Here is a 16,590-nt window from a genome sequence, read left to right as displayed (position 1 = left end):
GCGCAAACAAAAAGCGCCCGAAGACCTCGGGCGCATTTGCCTCACTGTCGCTTAGCCTCAGCTGCGCGGATATCCCGCGGCCTCCAGGATCAAATTCGCGACCTCCTTCGGATGCGACACCAGGGAGAGGTGGCCGGCGTCGAGCTCGATCGTGGTCGCGCTCATGCGCTTGGCGAGGAAGCGTTCGAGATCGGGATTGATGGTGCCGTCGTTCTTCGACACCGCGTACCAGCTCGGCTTCGTGTGCCAGGCGGCCTCCGTGGTGCGGCCCGCGAAGATCGAGGCGGCGGTCGGCCATTGCACGGCGTAGAGCTCCTTGGCGCGATCAGGTGCGACGCCGTTGGCGAAATATTTCAGGAAGGCGTCCTTGGAAAGCTTGGTGAAGCCGTCGCGCTCGACGATGCCGGCGCGCGCCGGTCCCGTGGGAAACTGCTTCGACAGCGCGACGAAATCCTCGTTGGCATCGGGGGCGCGCGCTGCGATGTAGACGAGGCCGGTGACCTTCGGATCAGTGCCGACCTGGCTGATCACGGTGCCGCCCCAGGAATGTGCGACCAGCACGGTCAGACCATCCTGCTCGGCCAGCACGCGCTTGGTCGCCTCGACCGACTCGGCGAGCGAGCCGAGCGGATTCTGCACGGCAGTGACGTTCAGGCCGGCAGCCTGGAGGATCGGGATCACCTCCGACCAACTCGAGCCATCGGCCCAGGCACCGTGCACCAGCACGACATTCTTGGCCTTCAATGTCTGCGGGGCCTGCGCATGGGCAAGGCTGACAGGGGCCACCAGCAGGCTCGCGGCGACGAAAAGGCTGCGCCAGAAAGTCATGATCGTTCTCCGTCTTGTTTTGGTGCGATGTCCAAAGGACGGAGCGTGAGGCTGAGGCGTTACGCGCCTCACCGCTCTGTGATGCGGTGCAAAACGAAAACGAAAAAAACGCCCCGGGGGCACCGGGGCGTTTTCGCAACTTGATGGCTGTGGACGCGCTTAAGCGGCGACCGAACTCTCGATCACCTGCGCCTTCGCAGCGCCGGTGTTGATCGCGATCTGGCGCGGCTTCTTGGCTTCGGGAATCTCGCGCACGAGGTCGACGTGGAGCAGGCCGTTCTCGAGCGAAGCGTCCTTCACCTGCACGAAGTCGGCAAGCTGGAAGGCGCGCTCGAAGGCGCGGGCAGCGATGCCGCGATAGAGCACTTCGGCTTTCGAGTTCTCGTTGGCGACTTTCTCGCCCTTGATCGTCAGCGTGTTTTCCTTCGCGACGATTGAGAGCTCATCCTTGGCAAAGCCCGACACCGCAACGGTGATGCGGTAGGCATTCTCGCCGGTGCGCTCGATGTTGTAGGGGGGATAACCGGGGCTGCCGTCAGAGCCTGCCTGGTCGAGCAGGTTGAAGAGGCGGTCGAAGCCGACGGTGGAGCGATAGAACGGGGTGAGATCGTAGGAACGCATGGTCAAGTCCTCCATTGAGCGACTGTTTTGGCAACCCGCCCGCCAATCGGGCCGGGCTTTAGTCTGTGTGCAGCCTGATGTTCCGGTTCCGAAACACTGGTAGCGGCCTGCACTGAGATGATATGGGTGGGTCCAGACGGCGTTCAAGAGGGCGGCAACAGCGCCTTTTCGGCGCTCCCGCCCCTGATTTGCGGCACTGATTACAGCACGTGGCGCCCAAGCACTCCCGATCATGACGCTGGTCTCGATTCCGTCCAACCCCGTTCCCGAAGACGTCGTCAGCGGCACCATCAAGACGCCTGATGGCGTCGAGCTGCGCTTCGCGCGCTGGGCGCCGCCGGCGAACCGCAAGGGCACGGTCTGCGTCTTCACCGGGCGCAGCGAGCAGATCGAGAAATATTTCGAGACCGTGCGCGATTTGCGCGACCGCGGCTTTGCGGTGGCGATGATCGACTGGCGCGGGCAGGGCCATTCCGCGCGCCGCCTGCGCGATCCGCGCAAGGGCTACGTGCGCAGCTTTTCCGACTACGAGATCGACGTCGAAGCTTTCGTGCAGCAGGTGGTGCTGCCGGATTGTCCGCCGCCGTACTTCGCGCTGGCTCACTCCATGGGCGGCGCGGTGCTGTTGCGGCTCGCTCATGCGGGCAAGCGCTGGTTCGACCGTATGGTGCTGTCGGCGCCGATGATCGACCTGCCCGGTCGCTCCACCTCGTTTCCGGTGCGGGCGCTGCTGAAGACGATGCGGATGCTGGGGCGGGGCGGTGCTTACGTTCCCGGCGGCAGCGATCAACTCACCGGGCTGTCGCCCTTCATCAACAATCCGCTGACCAGCGATCCCGTGCGCTACGCGCGCAATGTCGCGATCCTGGAGGAAGACCCGACGCTGGGCCTTGCCTCACCAACGGTGGCCTGGGCCGATACCGCCTTCCGCGCCATGCAGACCTTCAAGGGCATGCACTACCCCTCCGAGATCCGCCAGCCGATCCTGATGCTGGCGGCCTCCAACGACACCGTGGTGTCGACGGCCGCGATCGAGGAGTTCGCCTACCATCTGCGCGCGGGCTCTCACCTGGTGATCGCCGGCTCCAAGCACGAGATCCTCCAGGAGCAGGACCGCTACCGCTCCCAGTTCTGGGCCGCCTTCGACGCGTTCGTGCCGGGCACGCCGTTGTTCGGGTGAGAAGGCTCGGACGCATCCTGCGCCACCGATCGTTCCACGACTCCGCCATGCCGGGCGTGTTCCGGGCATCCACGGACTGTGGCTCGGTGCGACAAGAACGTGGATGGCCGGGACAGGTGTCTGGCCCGGCCATGACGACGAGGAGCTACAACGTCTTCAAATATTCGATCAGATCGTAGCGCTCTTGTTCTTTGAGTTCGCGGCCGACGACACCGTCCTTGTGCGGCCCCTTGCCCTCGAACGAATGGCCGAGATTGCTGTTGCCGTAGAGTTCGGTGCCGTCAGACGCTCGCGTCGAGAAGCGCGACTGCCCCGTCTTGCAACTCTCGCCGTCGGAGACCGCAAAGCCGACCTGCTTCGGATCGTAGTCGCGGTCACCGCCCATGCAGAACGATTTGGGGCGTTCGGCCGCCGGACTCAGCATCCAGTAGAGCGACGGCACCGATCCGTTGTGCAGGTACGGCGCGGTGGCCCAGACGCCGTTGAGCGGGCGCGCGCGATACCAGGGGCCTCGCTCCGGCTCGTCGGGCGGCTGCGGTCCGGGATTCGGGCAGTTCGGGCGCTTGCCCCACCAGGCCTGCTGCTCCTCCGGCTTGATCTTGGCATCGTCCATCGCCTTGCGGCTGACGATGTCGACGAGCACCATCAGGCCGAGCGAGTACGGCATGTCGGTCGAGGACACGTCGGGCAGTTTGCAGTTCCACCAGGCATTGAGTTTCTGCGAAGGATCGAGCTTGAGAAAGCCCGGCACCTGAACCGTGCGCGTCGCCAGCACACTGGCCTGGGCGGGATCGGTCCCCATGCCTCTGGCGCTTTTCTGGACCTCGTTCAGGAATTTGTCGCCGCCGATGGTCTGCCAGCGGTCCGAGGACCAGATGCTCTTGTCAGGAAATTCGGCGTCGAACACGGGATCGTTGACCGGACCGAGATGGCATTCGACGCAGATCTCCGAATAGAGCTTGCGGCCGCGTTTGACCCGCTCGCCATCGATCTTCCACGCGGCATCGCCGATGATGTCCGACGGCCATTTCGGCGATGTCAGTCCCGAGAGCTGCTTTTTCGGATAGGGCGCCGATCCTTTCAGCAGATCCTCGATCCAGTTCAGATTCTTGATGTCCATCGACGAGCGGAACAGCGCATCCTTGGGTGTACTGTCCGACAGGTTGAGCAGGGCGGTGACGCCCAGTGCCTCGCCGGCGTTGCGGATCAGCGGTTGCTCGATCGAGGCGTCGTATTGCGCGTATTTGAGCCAGGGCACGGTCCAGATCGGCGGGAAGCTGACTGGCGCGTCCTTGGCATGCAGATTCTTCTCGAAGCCGCTGAGGCCGCTGAGCGTCATGTCCTGTGAGAAGACCTGGTTGCCGATGCGGTTGAGCGCGTCGAGGCGGCCATAGCCCTCCTCGGTGTCCGTCTGCTGCTCGTCACGCTTGGTCTTCTCATTGTATCGTGTCTTGCCCGCGATGGTCTTGTCGTAGGTCGTTTCCCAGTCTTTCAGGAACGTGCCGATCGCACTCAGCTTCTGCTTCAGCGCATCGCGATCCGCATCGCCGGCGGACGGCCCGAGCACACGGTCGGCGAAGCGCTTGAAGCGACCCGGCACGTAGAGCGTATAGGCGATCGACAGCCCCGTCGTGACCTCGAGCTTTCGAAGGTCCGTCATCGCCGGGCCGCCGTCGAAGCGGATGTCGATGCCCTTGTAGTGGATCTGGCCGGTGTGACAGGCGGCGCAGGTGAGGCCGATCCGGTCCTCGCCGACCTTGCCGGTCGCAGGATCGGGCACGCCGGTCATGCGCGCGAAACCGACGGGCAGGCCGCCGACGTTTTCAGCTTGCGCTCCCCAGTTGACCGGCGGATCCCAAAGCCGCGCCGGCACCGGCTTCGTCTTGTCATAGACGTTGGCATAGCCAAAGCGGCGCAGCGTGGCCTCGTCCGTGTTGATCGTCTGCGGGCTCGGGATGAAGCCGAAGCGCTGCAGATGGTCACTGTCATGCAGCATCCCGGGCTTGGCGAAGAAATGCAGCCGCGGCTGCTCCAGCGCCATGAACCAGCTATAGGGTACCGGGAAGGTCGCGGTGCCCTGGCTGGCGTGATGAAACCAGTGCCGGTCTTCCAGCGCCCAGTTCTGCTCGAGCCAGTACGCAGCGCGGGGTTCGACCAGCTTGGGTAGTGGCGGCGCGACGAGGTCGCCGAGGATGCCGGGCAGCATCGGCTGGAACTGATCGGGAAAGCGCAGCGCCACGATACCGAAGACGAGCAGCGCCGCGACAAGCCCGCCGGCCGCGCGCAGGATCAGCGAAGGCGGGGTCACCGGCTGGCTGACCATCCGCTGGGTGATCCGGTCGGGGAATTTGCGCTCGTTGAACAATGTCCTCACCTCGGCCACGCTGAGATAGCGATCATCACCCTGACCCTTGCCCATGATCTTGAGCAGCACCGGCCATTCGAATTTCATCAGGAGCGGGTAGTACCAGCGCGATTGATTGCCGGCGCGCTTGAGATTGTCGTTCATGAAGGTCCGGATCTGCGAGGCGTTGAGCCCGACCTCGGTGCCGCCATCCGGATCGGCATAGGTGGCGCCGAAACCAGCGAGCCGCGCGATCTCGTCCTCGTCGACCTTGCCGTCGACGCCGAGGATGCGCGAGCCGGCCCCGAGCTTGTCGAGCGGGCCGCCGCGCAAGCCGTTGAGCTGTGCGCCCCAGAAGATGCTTTGCAGGATATGGCAGGCGCCGTTGGCGATTAGCGCGACGCCACGAACCTGGATGCGGGCCGAAATCTTCTTCAGCCCGGTCTCGCCGCTTGCATTCGCGATGGTCTGCGACAGCGTCCGGAGTCGAACGGTCCCGCCGTCGACGAAGCCTTCGCCGACGAGGCCGCGCAGGAAGGGGCAGGGATTGTTCGGCGAGACTGCGATTGAGGGATCGAACGGCGTCTTGCGAGAGTCATCCATCGGCAATGTCCTGAAACAAACGAATCGCGAAAAGCGGCCGCGCTGATACAGCGCGGAAAGTCCTAACAAACAGACAGCGGAGGCGGCGTAGCTATACTACTTCAGGGTGTGGCGGAGTGTGGCTGAATTCATCCTGCTGTCAATAACGCCGCGGCGAGACCGCAGCGCCCGCGCAAAGCGATCTCAGGATATTGCTCCGGGACGATGCGGTCAGGATTCGGCGGCGCGTCTGAGGTCGCTCTGGACCAGCGTGAGCTTGCTGGCCGGCACGCCGGCTTTCAGGAGCCCGTCACGGTAATGCGCAATGTCCTCGGGCCGCTTCCAGTGAAAATTCCGCAAATGGCGGTCGACATTCAGGGTGGGGTAATTGCTCATCAGCACGCCCGTTGCCTCGGTCGCCTCGTCGGTCCGGCCCAATTGCGCCAGCGCCGCGGCGCGGATCGCCAGCGCCTGCATGTGGTTCGGGTTGACGTAGAGCTGCTCTCGCGCCCAGGACAGGGTCGCGTCGTATTGACGGACGAGATAGTGGCTGAAGGCGTTCAGCGCGGCCCATTGATAGCGCGGGTCGCTGTTGTCGCGCTGGGCGGCCATCGAGAACAGCTCGATCGCCTGCTTGTGCTCGCCGATGACGAAATGGCAGATGCCGAGCACGCCGCGTGCGCCCATGTCGTAGGGGTTGAGCGCGACCGCGCGCTTGGCCGCATCCATCGCCGCCTCGTCATGGCCTTCCATCGCATGCGCCCAGGACAGGATCGAGAACGCGAACGAGGAGCGCGGGTCGAGCCGGACGCTGGTTTCGGCCAGCTGCATTGCTTCAGCCCACATCTCGCGCGTGCCCTTGACCCAGCCGAACTGGATGCTCTGGATCTGGATCGTGGCGAGATAGGCATGCGCGATCGACAGCTTGGGATCGAGTGCGATCGCCTCCCGGAACAGGCCGACGGCTGTGCCCAGGTCTTCCTTGGTCTGCCGGTAATAATGCGACAGGCCCTTCAGGAAACGGTCCCAGGCCGTCACGTCGTTGGTCGGGCGCGCGGGCGCGGAGGCTTCGGCCCGGACGATCTCGGTGGCGATTGCCGCGGACAGATTGGTCGTGATCTCGTCCTGCATCGCGAAGAGGTCGCCGATGTCGCGGTCGTAACGCCCGGTCCAGAGCTGCTCGCCGGTCTCCGGCGCGATCAGCTCGGCGGTGACGCGGATCTTGGCGCCGGCGCGCCGCACCGAGCCCTGGATCAGATAGGTGGCGTCGATCTCGCGCGCGATCACGCGGGTGCTGACCGTCTTGCCCTTGAAGGCGAAGGTCGAGTTGCGGCTCAGCACGCGGTAGAACGATTGCAGCGACAGCGCGTGGATCAGATCCTCGGTCAGGCCGTCGGAGAAGTATTCGTCCTGGGCATCGCTGAGATTGGCGAACGGCAGCACGCCGACGATGGCGGTGCGGTACGGCTGCGACAGCGCCGATGCTTCCTTCAGCTCGGGCGCGAGCGCGGTCGCGCCCTCGGGCGTCCAGGTCCAGACCCCGATCGGATCCCTGATGTTCTTGAAGCGGTGGTTGCCGCCGTCGACCAACGGCACGGTGAGATGCTTGCTCGCCTCGCGATAGGCCTTGGCCGAGATCGCGAAGCCCCCGGGGCTCGCCACCGATTCGAGGCGGACGGCGATGTTGACGTCGTCGCCGAACACCTCGTCCTCGTCGGCGATGACGTCACCCATGTGAATACCGAGCCGGAACTGCATGGCGCGGTCGGCCGGCAGATGGTGGTTGCGCTCCACCATCAGCAGCTGCATCGCGATCGCAGCCTCGGTGGCGCCGACGATGGAAGCAAACTCGAGCAGGAAGCCGTCGCCGGTGTTTTTGACGACGCGGCCGCCGTGATTGAGGATGATGGGGTGAATCGCGCTGCGATGGGCCTTGAAGACGGCATGGGTGCCGGCCTCGTCAGTGCCCATCATCCGCGAATAGCCGGCGACATCGGCGCAGACAATGGCGGCCAGACGTCTTTCCATATTCTCGGAGCTCCAGGGGACGGGGACGGCCACCCTGTGGCAGTCGCCGCGAATCCCGCATTTCAAAACTCTGCCTTTATAGAGCACATGAGGCCGAACGAAAGTATGATCCGCATTGCAAATTTGATGCAAATCCCGGGCATTCCCGGCGGTGGACGGCCAGGCGCGAACCGACTAAGGCCATTCCCCTTGAAACCGCCCGGCCGGGCGGCGGGAGCCTGTCATGCTGGGCATTCACGAAATCTGGCTTTTCGTCCTGTCGGGCGTGCTGCTCAACATCACGCCGGGCCCCGATACGGTCTATGTGATCGGCCGCAGCATGCAGATGGGCTGGCGCGGCGGAGCGGCGGCGGCCTTCGGCATCAGCTGCGGCTGCTTTTTCCACGTCGCGGGCGCGGCGATCGGCCTTTCGGCGCTTCTGATGGCCTCGTCCACCGCGTTCTCGATCCTGAAGCTGGTCGGCGCGGCCTATCTGGTGCTGACCGGGCTTCAGATGCTGTGGTCGCGGCCGGCGCTGATGGCCCTCAATGACGAGGCGGAGCGGAACTCGCTGCAGCGGGTTTTCCTCCAGGGCGTCTTCACCAACGCGCTCAATCCCAAGGTCGCGCTGTTCTTCCTGGCCTTCCTGCCTCAATTCGTCGCAGCCGACGCGCCGCACAAGCCACTCGCCTTCCTGACGCTTGGCCTGATCTTCATCTGCACGGGAACAATGTGGTGCCTGGTGCTGGCAGCGTTCGCGGCCAAGGCCGCGCTCCGGCTGCGGCAGTCCGAGGGCGTGATCGCCTGGGTCAACCGCGCGCTCGGCGGCCTCTTCATCTATCTCGGCATCCGCGTCGCCATGCTGGAAACGCGGTAACTTCGGCTACGCGAATTCCTTCAGAAGCGCGCTGCCGGCCAGATACACGCCGAGCACGATCATCGCGACCAGGAACCAGCGGCGGAACGCCTCTGCCGGCATCCGCGCCCGCACCGACTGACCGATGAACATGCCGGCGAAGGCCATGGCCATGCCGACCGCGCCCGGCACGGCATTGGCCGGCGTCAGCAATCCACCGGCGGTGAGGCTGAAGGCGAGCGCCAGCGTCGCCGTCGTGAAGAACACGCCGAGCGCCTGCACCAATTCGTCCTTCTCCATCCCGATCGCCTGCATGAACGGCATCGAGGGGATCACCTGCACGCCCGTCGAGGCCGAGATCACGCCGGTGATCACGCCGACCACGCCGCCGGCCCATTTCTCGTTCCGAGGGGCGACGTGGAACTTGAACTTGCTGAGGCCGATGATTGCGTAGATCACCAGCAGGATGCCGAGAACGATCGTGCCGTAGCGCGCATGCGGGCCGGTCAGCGCGCCCGCATTGAGCCAACATCCGATCACGGTGCCGATCATCAGCGGCCACAGCCGCCTCAGGATGTCGCGCAAATAGGGACCGGCAAAGGTCTGCCAGATGTTGGTGACGATGGCGGGCACGATCACGATGGCGATCGCGCGGCTGGGTGCCATGTTCACCGCGAGCAGCCCCATGGACACGGTCGGCAGGCCGAGCCCGACGACGCCCTTGACGAAACCGGCGACCAGGAAGACCGCGGCGATGAGAATGAGAAGCGGGTCGATCATGTCAGTACATTGACCGAAGCCGCGCGCGGGCACAATCTGGAGGTTACGGAGACAGCCTTCGCCAACGGCGAAGGCAAAATCGGAGGAGACATCCGTGCGCTTCGATCTCGTCGATCTCCAGCTCTTCATCGCGGTTGCCGACCAGCGCAGCATCACCCGCGGCGCCGAGCGCTCGCATCTGGCGCTGGCATCGGCCAGCGCGCGCATCAAGGGTCTCGAGCAGGCGCTTGGCGTCGCGCTGCTCAAGCGCGGGCGGCGCGGTGTCGAACTGACCGCGGCCGGCGAGAGCCTGCTCGACCACGCGCGGCTCGTCATCCACCAGGTCGATGCCATGCGCGGCGATCTCGCAGGCTTTGCCAGCGGCGTGCGTGCCAGCGTGCACTTCCTCGCCAACACCTCGGGCCTGTCGGAGCATCTGCCGAAGGCGCTCGCCGGTTTCCTGCGCGAACATCGCGACGTCGCCATCGACATCGAGGAGCGCGAGAGCACCGACATCGCGGCCGCGATCACGGCGGGCGCTGCCGATCTCGGCTTTGCCGCCGAGCACGCATTGCCCGACCATATCGAGCGTTTCGTGTTCAGCGAGGACCGCCTGACGCTGGTGACGTCCAAACGAGGCCCGTTCGCCGGCCGCCGCCAGATCGACTTCCAGGAGGCTGGCGCCTGCGAGTTCGTCGGCCTGACCAGCGCCACCGCGCTTCAGATGCATATTTCAAAGCACGCCGCGCGGCTCGGCATGCGCCCGCATTTCCGCGCGCGCCTGCGCGATTTCGACGCGATCTGCCAGATGGTCGCCGCCGACGTCGGCGTTGCCCTGGTGCCGGAATCCGCCGCCCGTCGCTGCGCCAAGCTGATGCCGCTCGCCATCGTCCGCCTGCGCGACGCCTTCGCCAATCGGAGACTCGTGATCTGCGCGCGCAGCTTCAAGGCGCTGCCGCGCCCGGCCAAGATGCTGGTGGAGCATCTGCGGGCAGAGGCGGTGTGATGCTGATGTGAGCCGGCACTGCAGCCGCGCACTCAACGGCGCTCCTACTTAGCCGTTTCCACCCCGGCGTCCCTGATCACCTTCGCCCACTTCTTCGTCTCATCCGCGATGAAGCTGCGAAAATGCTCGGGCTCGTCGCCGACGAGTGTTGCGCCCTGTTGCGCGAGCTTGTCCTTCACCGCGGGATCCGCCATGGCTTTGGTCGCGAGATCGTGCAGCGCGGCGACGATCTCCTTCGGTGTGTCCTTGGGCGCGACCATGCCGTACCAGTTCTCGATGCGCAGATCGGGAAAGCCGGCTTCCTTCGTTGTGGGCACGTCGGGTGCTGTCGGGGCACGTTCGGCCGAGCCGACTGCGATCGGCTTGAGCGCACCGGCCTTGACCTGCGGCAGCAGCACCGGGAGATCGAGGAACGTCATCTGCACCTGCTGGCCCAAGAGATCGTTCACCGCAGGCGCGGCACCCCGATAGGGCACGTGCACGATGTCGATCTTGGCCGTCAGCTTGAAGAGTTCGCCGGCGAGATGGGGCAGGCTGCCGGGACCGGAGGAGGCGAAGTTGAGCTTTCCCGGCTGCGCCTTGGCGAGCGCAATCAACTCGCCGATGTCCTTGGCCGGCACGTTGGCGGCCACGACCAGCATTTCCGGCACGGTCGCCACCAGCGTCACCGGCGTCAAATCATTGAGCGTATCGTAGGCGACCTTCTCCATGCTCGGGCTGATCGCGAGCGCGCCGGCCGAGGAGATGGCGATGGTGTAGCCGTCGGGCGCGGCCTTGGCGACCGCGTCGGTGCCGAGCACGCCGCCCTGGCCGCCGCGATTGTCGATCAGCACCGGCTGGCCCGATAGTTCCGACATGCGCTGGCCGATCACGCGCGCGATGATGTCATTGGGCCCGCCGGCCGGGAACGGCACGATCAGTTTGATCGGTTTGGCGGGAAAATTCTCGGCCGCCGCCAGTGATGGCAGCAGCAGGAGCAATCCAAAGAACAATCGAACGAGCGGCCTGCGTGAGATGGTCATGCAAGCCTCCCGCTCGCGTTGGTCATTGGTTGAGCAGTTTCAGGGCTTCTTCGTGAACTCTCGCGTCGCCGGCCGCGATGATGCGACCGCCGCCCTGGGCCGGCTTGCCTTCCCAGGTGGTGACGACGCCGCCGGCGCCGGTCACGATCGGGATCAGGGCCGCGATGTCATAGGGTTTCAGCTCGGTCTCGACCACGAGATCGACATGGCCGGCCGCCAGCATGCAATAGGAATAGCAATCGCCGCCATAGCGCGACAGCCGCGCGCCCTGCTCGATCCGGCCGAAGATGGCGCGGTCGCGCTCGTTCATCAGCAGCGGCGATGTGGTGTAGGTCGTCGCCTCCGACAGCGAGGCGCAGCGGCGGACCTGGAGGCGGCGTTCGCCGGACGGGCCTCTATAATTGGCCGAGCCGTTGTCGCCGGAAAAGCGCTCGCCGATGAACGGCTGGTGCATCATGCCGTAGACCGGCGTGCCCTTGTGCAGGAGCGCGATCAGCGTGCCCCAGATCGGAAAGCCGCCGATGAAGGATTTGGTGCCGTCGATGGGGTCGAGCACCCAGACATAGTCTGCGTCCTCGCGCTCATTGCCGAATTCCTCGCCGACGATGCCGTGCTGGGGGAAGCTCGCCTTGATCAGCCGCCGCATCACGGCCTCCGCGGCGCGGTCGGCTTCCGTGACCGGATCGAAATCCTTGGTCTTGCTCTTGTCGTCGATCGACAGCGAGGTGCGGAAGAACGGCAGGATGGTCTCGCCGGAGGCGGTGGCAAGCCGTCCGATGAAGGCTGAGAAGTCGATCACCGTCACGGCGCATCCTCAAAACGAAAGTTGGGTGAAGCTCGCATCTGCCTAGCTCAATTCGCCCCTCGCGTGCAGCGCTGTCTTGATTTGCACCCTGGTATTTTGGATCCGGTTACCTTCTGCCCCAAGTGAACCGTCGGGCGAGCCATATGCTGGCCAAATATCGATCACAGAGTTGAAAACTTAGTTCCGAGCATGCCTCGTTCGTATGCAAATGACAATCAACCCATTGAATTTCCTTATCAAAGAAACTGAATCTGGGTTTCTCTGGGAGCAATTGAGCCATGTGTTTTTGCATGGGAAATGGCTCAAAAGCCCTTGCGCTTTGTGCGGCGCGGCCGCATATTGTTGCGGTGCGGTAGCGCTTGGCGTTACCGCTGCCCTCCTTGGGCGTTTCCTCCCTAGACTTGGGCCGCTTCTTCATTAGAAGCGGCCCTTTTTTCTTTGGGTCTCTGTTTTCAGTTTAGCGCGCATACGCTTGCGAAGCGAAAACGCATCCGCGCTTCTTGCGGAGGGCACGATCGTTCGAGAAAGAGGCGAGTCTATTCCGCCGCGGCCTGGAACGGGCCGAGATCGCCGAACGGGATCGTGGTCGCCAGCACGTCGGCAAGGACGCCGAAGTCGCTTGCCACCTGGCCAAAGCGCGGACCGCGCTCGCGGCGGCGCTCGTCCATGTAGATCGCGCGGTTGAACTCCAGCTGCACCGCGTGCAGGCCGCTCGCCGGATTGCCGTAATGCTCGGTGATGAAGCCACCGGCATAGGGCTTGTTGCGGCCGATCGAATAGCCGAGCCCGGTCATGGTCTCCTCGACCCGGTCGGGCAGCAGCGGCGTGCAACTCGTGCCGTAGCGGTCGCCGATCACGATATCGGGCCGGCGCGGCTCGTCCCTGCTGACGCCGACCGACGGCATCGAATGGCAGTCGACCAGCACCACGGTGCCGAACGTCTGATGCACCTTGTTGATCAGCCTGCGCAGCGCCCGGTGGTAGGGCTTGTACAGCGTCTCGATCCGCGCCAGCGCGTCGTCGACCGCGATGCGGTCGCGATAGATCTCCTGGCCGTCGCCGACCACGCGCGGAATGGTGCCGAGGCCCCCCGCGACCCGCATCGAGCGGGTGTTGGCAAAGCTCGGCAGGCGGCCGGTGAACATGCGGGGGTCGAGCTCATAGGGCTCTCTGTTGACGTCGACATAGGAGCGGGGAAAGTTGACCCGCACGGTCGGAAAGCCGCGTCCGCTCAAATGGCCGATCAGTTCGTCCATGAAGGAATCTTCGGACCGCCTCAGTTGCGGCAAGTCGATCCGCGAAGCGCTCAGGAATTCGTCCGGGTAGGTCGAGCCGGAATGGGGCGAGTTGAAGATAACAGGCGCGCGCCACTCGGCGGGCTCCACGATCTCGAAGGCTGGCGACACCTCGCCGTCAAACCGGGTCATCTTCTCAGGCTTCGTCCCTTCACGCCGCACGATCCAGCATGGGTCCAGATCGAGTGATTCGGCCGGTCGAGCGGCTCTTATGTGTCGTCATTGTCCGGAATCGCAACCATTCTGCCAAGCGAAAAGATGTGACGGGGTGCTGGAACACGTCTTAACCGTGCGAGCAGGCAGGCGGGGATCAGTGGTTGCGGCAGAATTGATTCGGAGCCCATTCCGGTTCACAACACCCCGGCAGCGCGAGCCCCGAGGGTTAAGATTTTCACCCCAAATTTACCCTCTGTCGGGCTTAGTGACCTCTGCATATCCTCTGGGGATTCGACGTTCCTGCCATGCCAAAGATCCTGCTCGCCGAAGACGACAACGACATGCGCCGTTTCCTGGTCAAGGCGCTGGAAAACGCCGGTTTTCAGGTTTCGTCCCATGACAATGGCATGGCCGCCTATCAGCGGCTCAGGGAAGAGCCGTTCGAGATGCTGCTGACCGACATCGTGATGCCGGAGATGGACGGGATCGAACTCGCCCGCCGGGCCTCGGAACTCGATCCCGATATCAAGATCATGTTCATCACCGGCTTCGCCGCTGTCGCCCTGAACTCGGATTCGGACGCCCCCAAGAACGCCAAGGTGCTCTCGAAGCCGGTTCACCTGCGCGAATTGGTGAGCGAAGTGAACAAGATGCTGGCGGCCTAAATCCGCCGCGTTCCGTCCTTGCGCACGCTCCCCTGAGCCGTTATAGGGACCCCCACCCGACGCAAGTGGACTTCTAGGGCACGTAGCTCAGCGGGAGAGCACTACCTTGACATGGTAGGGGTCACAGGTTCGATCCCTGTCGTGCCCACCATCCTTCGCTCGCGAAGCGAGAGAAGGATGCCACGCCGAAGCCCAACGGGCGCAGGCGGGCTGGCGCCGCGAGCTACGGCTCGGCAAGCCACGCTCCAATCTCAATACGAAGCGTGTCCGGCGTAGCTCGAAGAGCGAAGACGGACTGGTGCGTCTAGCTGCACTTTTCCTCTCGTCCATTCCTTCGCCCCCTCACGTCAACGGCAACAAATGCTCCGGAATCGGCACTGGCGCGGCCGGCACCAGCGAGGCGACCGAGACGTGCGGCCAGGTCAGGCCGTTGAAATCCAGCATGACCTTTTGCGAGTATTGGATCTGCGTCGTCGCCACCCGCACGCGGCCGCCGGCAAATCCCTTGCCCGGCACGATCGGCAGCGTGGCGACGAAGCTCGGCACCAGCGGCACCGTGCCCTTCTGTAACGGCTGCAGGATGATCGGCGGCTCGCCCGACGCGATGCGCGGCACGTCGACGTCGTAGATGACGGTCTCGATCCAGAACACGGCGTCCATCTGGAATGCGTTGGCGTTGGCGCCATTGCCGCCCGGCGGCGGCACGGGCACGCCCTGGAGGAAGGCGATGTTCGCAGTGCCGCCCGCGAAATTCGGCGCCTGCGGATGTGGCCCTGCTGATGGGACGGCCGGCAGCGGGCCGCCTGACAGCGGAGAACCGGGCTTGGTCGAGGTCTCGATGATGACGGTCTGGCTGATGGTCTGATGTGCGATCTGGTTGCGCAGCACCGTGTTGGGGTCGGTGATCATGGCCTGCGTCAGCTTGCCGGAGGCGATCAGCGCGGTGAGGTCCTGCGGCAGCCTGCGCGTGGTCCTATTGGTCGCGGTCTGGTTTTGAAAAGTGATCTTGTTGGCCGGATTGCCGTTCAGGAACGGCGTGATGTCGACCGCTGCGATAACAGGCTTGCCGGCGATCGCCGGCAGCGCGGCGCCTTGCGCCGTGATCGTCGTGCCGTGCGGGATCGAGGCCATGCGCGCGACGGTGAATGGTTCGTGCGGATTGGTGGTCGCCGGCACCGCGAGCCAGATGCCGGGCTCGAAGTGAATGCCGACAGGCGTTCCCGTGGTCACGTCGTTGATGGTCTGGAGATACGGCACGCCGTTGAGGAAGGCATCCGCCTGCGGCCCCGAGCCGCGATTGGGGATCGAACCGAGATTGTTCGAGAACGACATGGTCTCGTCGGTGAGATTCAACTCCAGCACGTTGTCGGGCGGGTCGGTGGTGTTGATCGGCCCCGGCATCTGGGTCGGCGTCGTCGCGCTGTCGGGCCGGAAGATCGTGTTGAACCCCTGGCCCGTGAACGTGCCGGTGAAAGCCGACAGCGGCCCGAGCGTCGGCGGCAGGGTGACCGGCACGGCTGCGGGTACAGCAGCGGCGTGTGCGGCAGCCCTGAACACGCTATCGACCTGGTGGATGGAGAAGTTTGCGGTTCTGTTGAAGGCGCTGGTGAGCGGCTTGGGTTCGTCCATGGGGCGTTCCTCTCGATGGCTGCAAGCGCGAGGCGGCCGTCGCGTCGCCGAATTCGGCGAGACGTCGGAATTTTTCGAAACTGATCGCGATCTCTTGTTGCGGTCTCTTGGGGCGCGTCCGCCGCAGGGATCGTTGGCCTCACCCTGGAAGGGGGGACTCCAACTCGGTGTTCGCAAATGAAATAATCGAGAAACAGATACGGGGTCGTTCGCCCCGTTCGTCTTGGTTACATCTTGAGTATGATACAACCTGAAGGCTGCTTCAAGTGTGTTCCATTTCACAACCGCAAGAGTCGCAGACCAGGCGCGCATCGAAGCACCGCAGACGAGAGGGCCGCCCATGAGCGTATCCGTCATCGAGCAGGCAAAAATCCAGGCGCAGGTCCTTGTGCCGCTGGTCAAGGCGCTTCAGGCCGAGCTCGGCGAGGCGCGTGCGAATGCATTGGTGCGCAACACGCTGGGCGATCTCTATCGCGGCTTCGGCGAAGAGTTCTGGAAGGCCAGGAACAAAGACAAGAACGACGCCGATCTCGGCCAGGCCGTCGCCTCCGCCTTCAGGACTTATGCGCGCGACGGCGCGCTTGAATACGACGTGATCGAGCAGACCCAGGACGCATTCGCGTTCGACGTGAAGCGATGCGCCTATGCCGAGTTCTACAAGGCGCTCGGCGAGCCGGAGCTCGGCTTCCTCATGGTCTGCACCGCCGACTTTGCGACCGCGGAAGGGTTTGGCCCCGACGTCAGGCTCACGCGCACGCAGACCATCATGCAAGGCGCCGATCATTGCGACTTCCGCTACCGGCGTGATACGGCTGGCGCGGGATGAGGGGGATGC

The 16,590-nt window shown here is 64.4% G+C and carries 14 protein-coding genes and 1 tRNA gene; 6 read left to right on the top strand and 9 right to left on the bottom strand.

All coding sequences use genetic code 11. The features are described from left to right. Positions 1-57: 57 nt before the first annotated feature. Both XH90_RS30625 and XH90_RS30620 read right to left on the bottom strand, forming a co-directional pair. Positions 58-828: an alpha/beta fold hydrolase gene (locus XH90_RS30625; protein ID WP_194477975.1), complete on the bottom strand. Its 771-nt coding sequence runs from the start codon at positions 826-828 to the stop codon at positions 58-60. Positions 829-987: 159 nt separating this feature from the next. Further along, complete coding sequence (locus tag XH90_RS30620; RefSeq protein WP_194477974.1) at positions 988-1,449, bottom strand: Hsp20 family protein; 462 nt, start codon at positions 1,447-1,449, stop codon at positions 988-990. 232 nt (positions 1,450-1,681) lie between these two features. Here XH90_RS30620 and XH90_RS30615 point away from each other — a divergent pair, with 232 nt between their 5' ends. Then, positions 1,682-2,629, top strand: coding sequence for an alpha/beta fold hydrolase (locus tag XH90_RS30615; protein ID WP_194477973.1), 948 nt, complete (start codon positions 1,682-1,684; stop codon positions 2,627-2,629). Between the two features lie 145 nt (positions 2,630-2,774). Here XH90_RS30615 and XH90_RS30610 read toward each other — a convergent pair whose 3' ends face one another. Then, positions 2,775-5,576 (bottom strand): di-heme-cytochrome C peroxidase, encoded by a 2,802-nt coding sequence (locus XH90_RS30610; protein WP_194477972.1) that lies wholly within the window; start codon positions 5,574-5,576, stop codon positions 2,775-2,777. Between the two features lie 210 nt (positions 5,577-5,786). Then, positions 5,787-7,583 (bottom strand): adenylate/guanylate cyclase domain-containing protein, encoded by a 1,797-nt coding sequence (locus XH90_RS30605; RefSeq protein WP_194477971.1) that lies wholly within the window; start codon positions 7,581-7,583, stop codon positions 5,787-5,789. A 223-nt stretch (positions 7,584-7,806) separates the two neighbouring features. Between XH90_RS30605 and XH90_RS30600 the strand changes: the two genes are divergently transcribed. Next, complete coding sequence (locus XH90_RS30600) at positions 7,807-8,439, top strand: LysE family translocator (protein ID WP_194477970.1); 633 nt, start codon at positions 7,807-7,809, stop codon at positions 8,437-8,439. Between the two features lie 6 nt (positions 8,440-8,445). On the opposite strand, the gene XH90_RS30595 is transcribed toward XH90_RS30600, so the two are convergent. Next, positions 8,446-9,198 (bottom strand): sulfite exporter TauE/SafE family protein, encoded by a 753-nt coding sequence (locus XH90_RS30595; RefSeq protein WP_194477969.1) that lies wholly within the window; start codon positions 9,196-9,198, stop codon positions 8,446-8,448. A gap of 94 nt (positions 9,199-9,292) precedes the next feature. Between XH90_RS30595 and XH90_RS30590 the strand changes: the two genes are divergently transcribed. Further along, entirely contained in the window at positions 9,293-10,183 is an 891-nt protein-coding gene (locus XH90_RS30590) for a LysR substrate-binding domain-containing protein (RefSeq protein WP_194477968.1), read from the top strand. A 44-nt stretch (positions 10,184-10,227) separates the two neighbouring features. Here the strand turns inward: XH90_RS30590 and XH90_RS30585 are convergent, their stop codons facing one another. The 3 genes from XH90_RS30585 to XH90_RS30575 all read right to left on the bottom strand — a co-directional run bounded on the left by XH90_RS30585 (position 10,228) and on the right by XH90_RS30575 (position 13,437). Continuing rightward, positions 10,228-11,205 carry a tripartite tricarboxylate transporter substrate binding protein gene (locus XH90_RS30585; RefSeq protein WP_194477967.1) on the bottom strand — a complete coding sequence of 326 codons (978 nt, stop codon included), beginning with the start codon at positions 11,203-11,205 and terminating at the stop codon, positions 10,228-10,230. 22 nt (positions 11,206-11,227) lie between these two features. Then, on the bottom strand, positions 11,228-12,010 hold the full coding sequence (gene hisN, locus XH90_RS30580; protein WP_194477966.1) for a histidinol-phosphatase: 783 nt from the start codon (positions 12,008-12,010) through the stop codon (positions 11,228-11,230). Between the two features lie 536 nt (positions 12,011-12,546). Continuing rightward, positions 12,547-13,437, bottom strand: coding sequence for an N-formylglutamate amidohydrolase (locus XH90_RS30575; RefSeq protein WP_194477965.1), 891 nt, complete (start codon positions 13,435-13,437; stop codon positions 12,547-12,549). Positions 13,438-13,766: 329 nt separating this feature from the next. On the opposite strand from XH90_RS30575, the gene cpdR reads away from it, so the two are divergent. After that, a complete protein-coding gene (gene cpdR, locus XH90_RS30570) occupies positions 13,767-14,126 on the top strand; it encodes a cell cycle two-component system response regulator CpdR (RefSeq protein WP_007597092.1) in 360 nt (119 codons plus the stop codon). A gap of 76 nt (positions 14,127-14,202) precedes the next feature. Continuing rightward, positions 14,203-14,277, top strand: a tRNA-Val gene (locus XH90_RS30565). A 191-nt stretch (positions 14,278-14,468) separates the two neighbouring features. On the opposite strand, the gene XH90_RS30560 is transcribed toward XH90_RS30565, so the two are convergent. Further along, a complete protein-coding gene (locus XH90_RS30560; RefSeq protein WP_194477964.1) occupies positions 14,469-15,755 on the bottom strand; it encodes a heme-binding protein in 1,287 nt (428 codons plus the stop codon). Positions 15,756-16,095: 340 nt separating this feature from the next. On the opposite strand from XH90_RS30560, the gene XH90_RS30555 reads away from it, so the two are divergent. Further along, positions 16,096-16,581, top strand: a complete 486-nt coding sequence (locus XH90_RS30555; protein WP_194477963.1) for an L-2-amino-thiazoline-4-carboxylic acid hydrolase — start codon at positions 16,096-16,098, stop codon at positions 16,579-16,581. Positions 16,582-16,590: the final 9 nt, after the last annotated feature.

This window comes from Bradyrhizobium sp. CCBAU 53338, assembly GCF_015291665.1.
GTDB lineage: Bacteria > Pseudomonadota > Alphaproteobacteria > Rhizobiales > Xanthobacteraceae > Bradyrhizobium.
The sequence above is the reverse complement of the archived record's forward strand: the minus strand, read 5'-3'. Positions and strand labels throughout refer to the sequence as shown.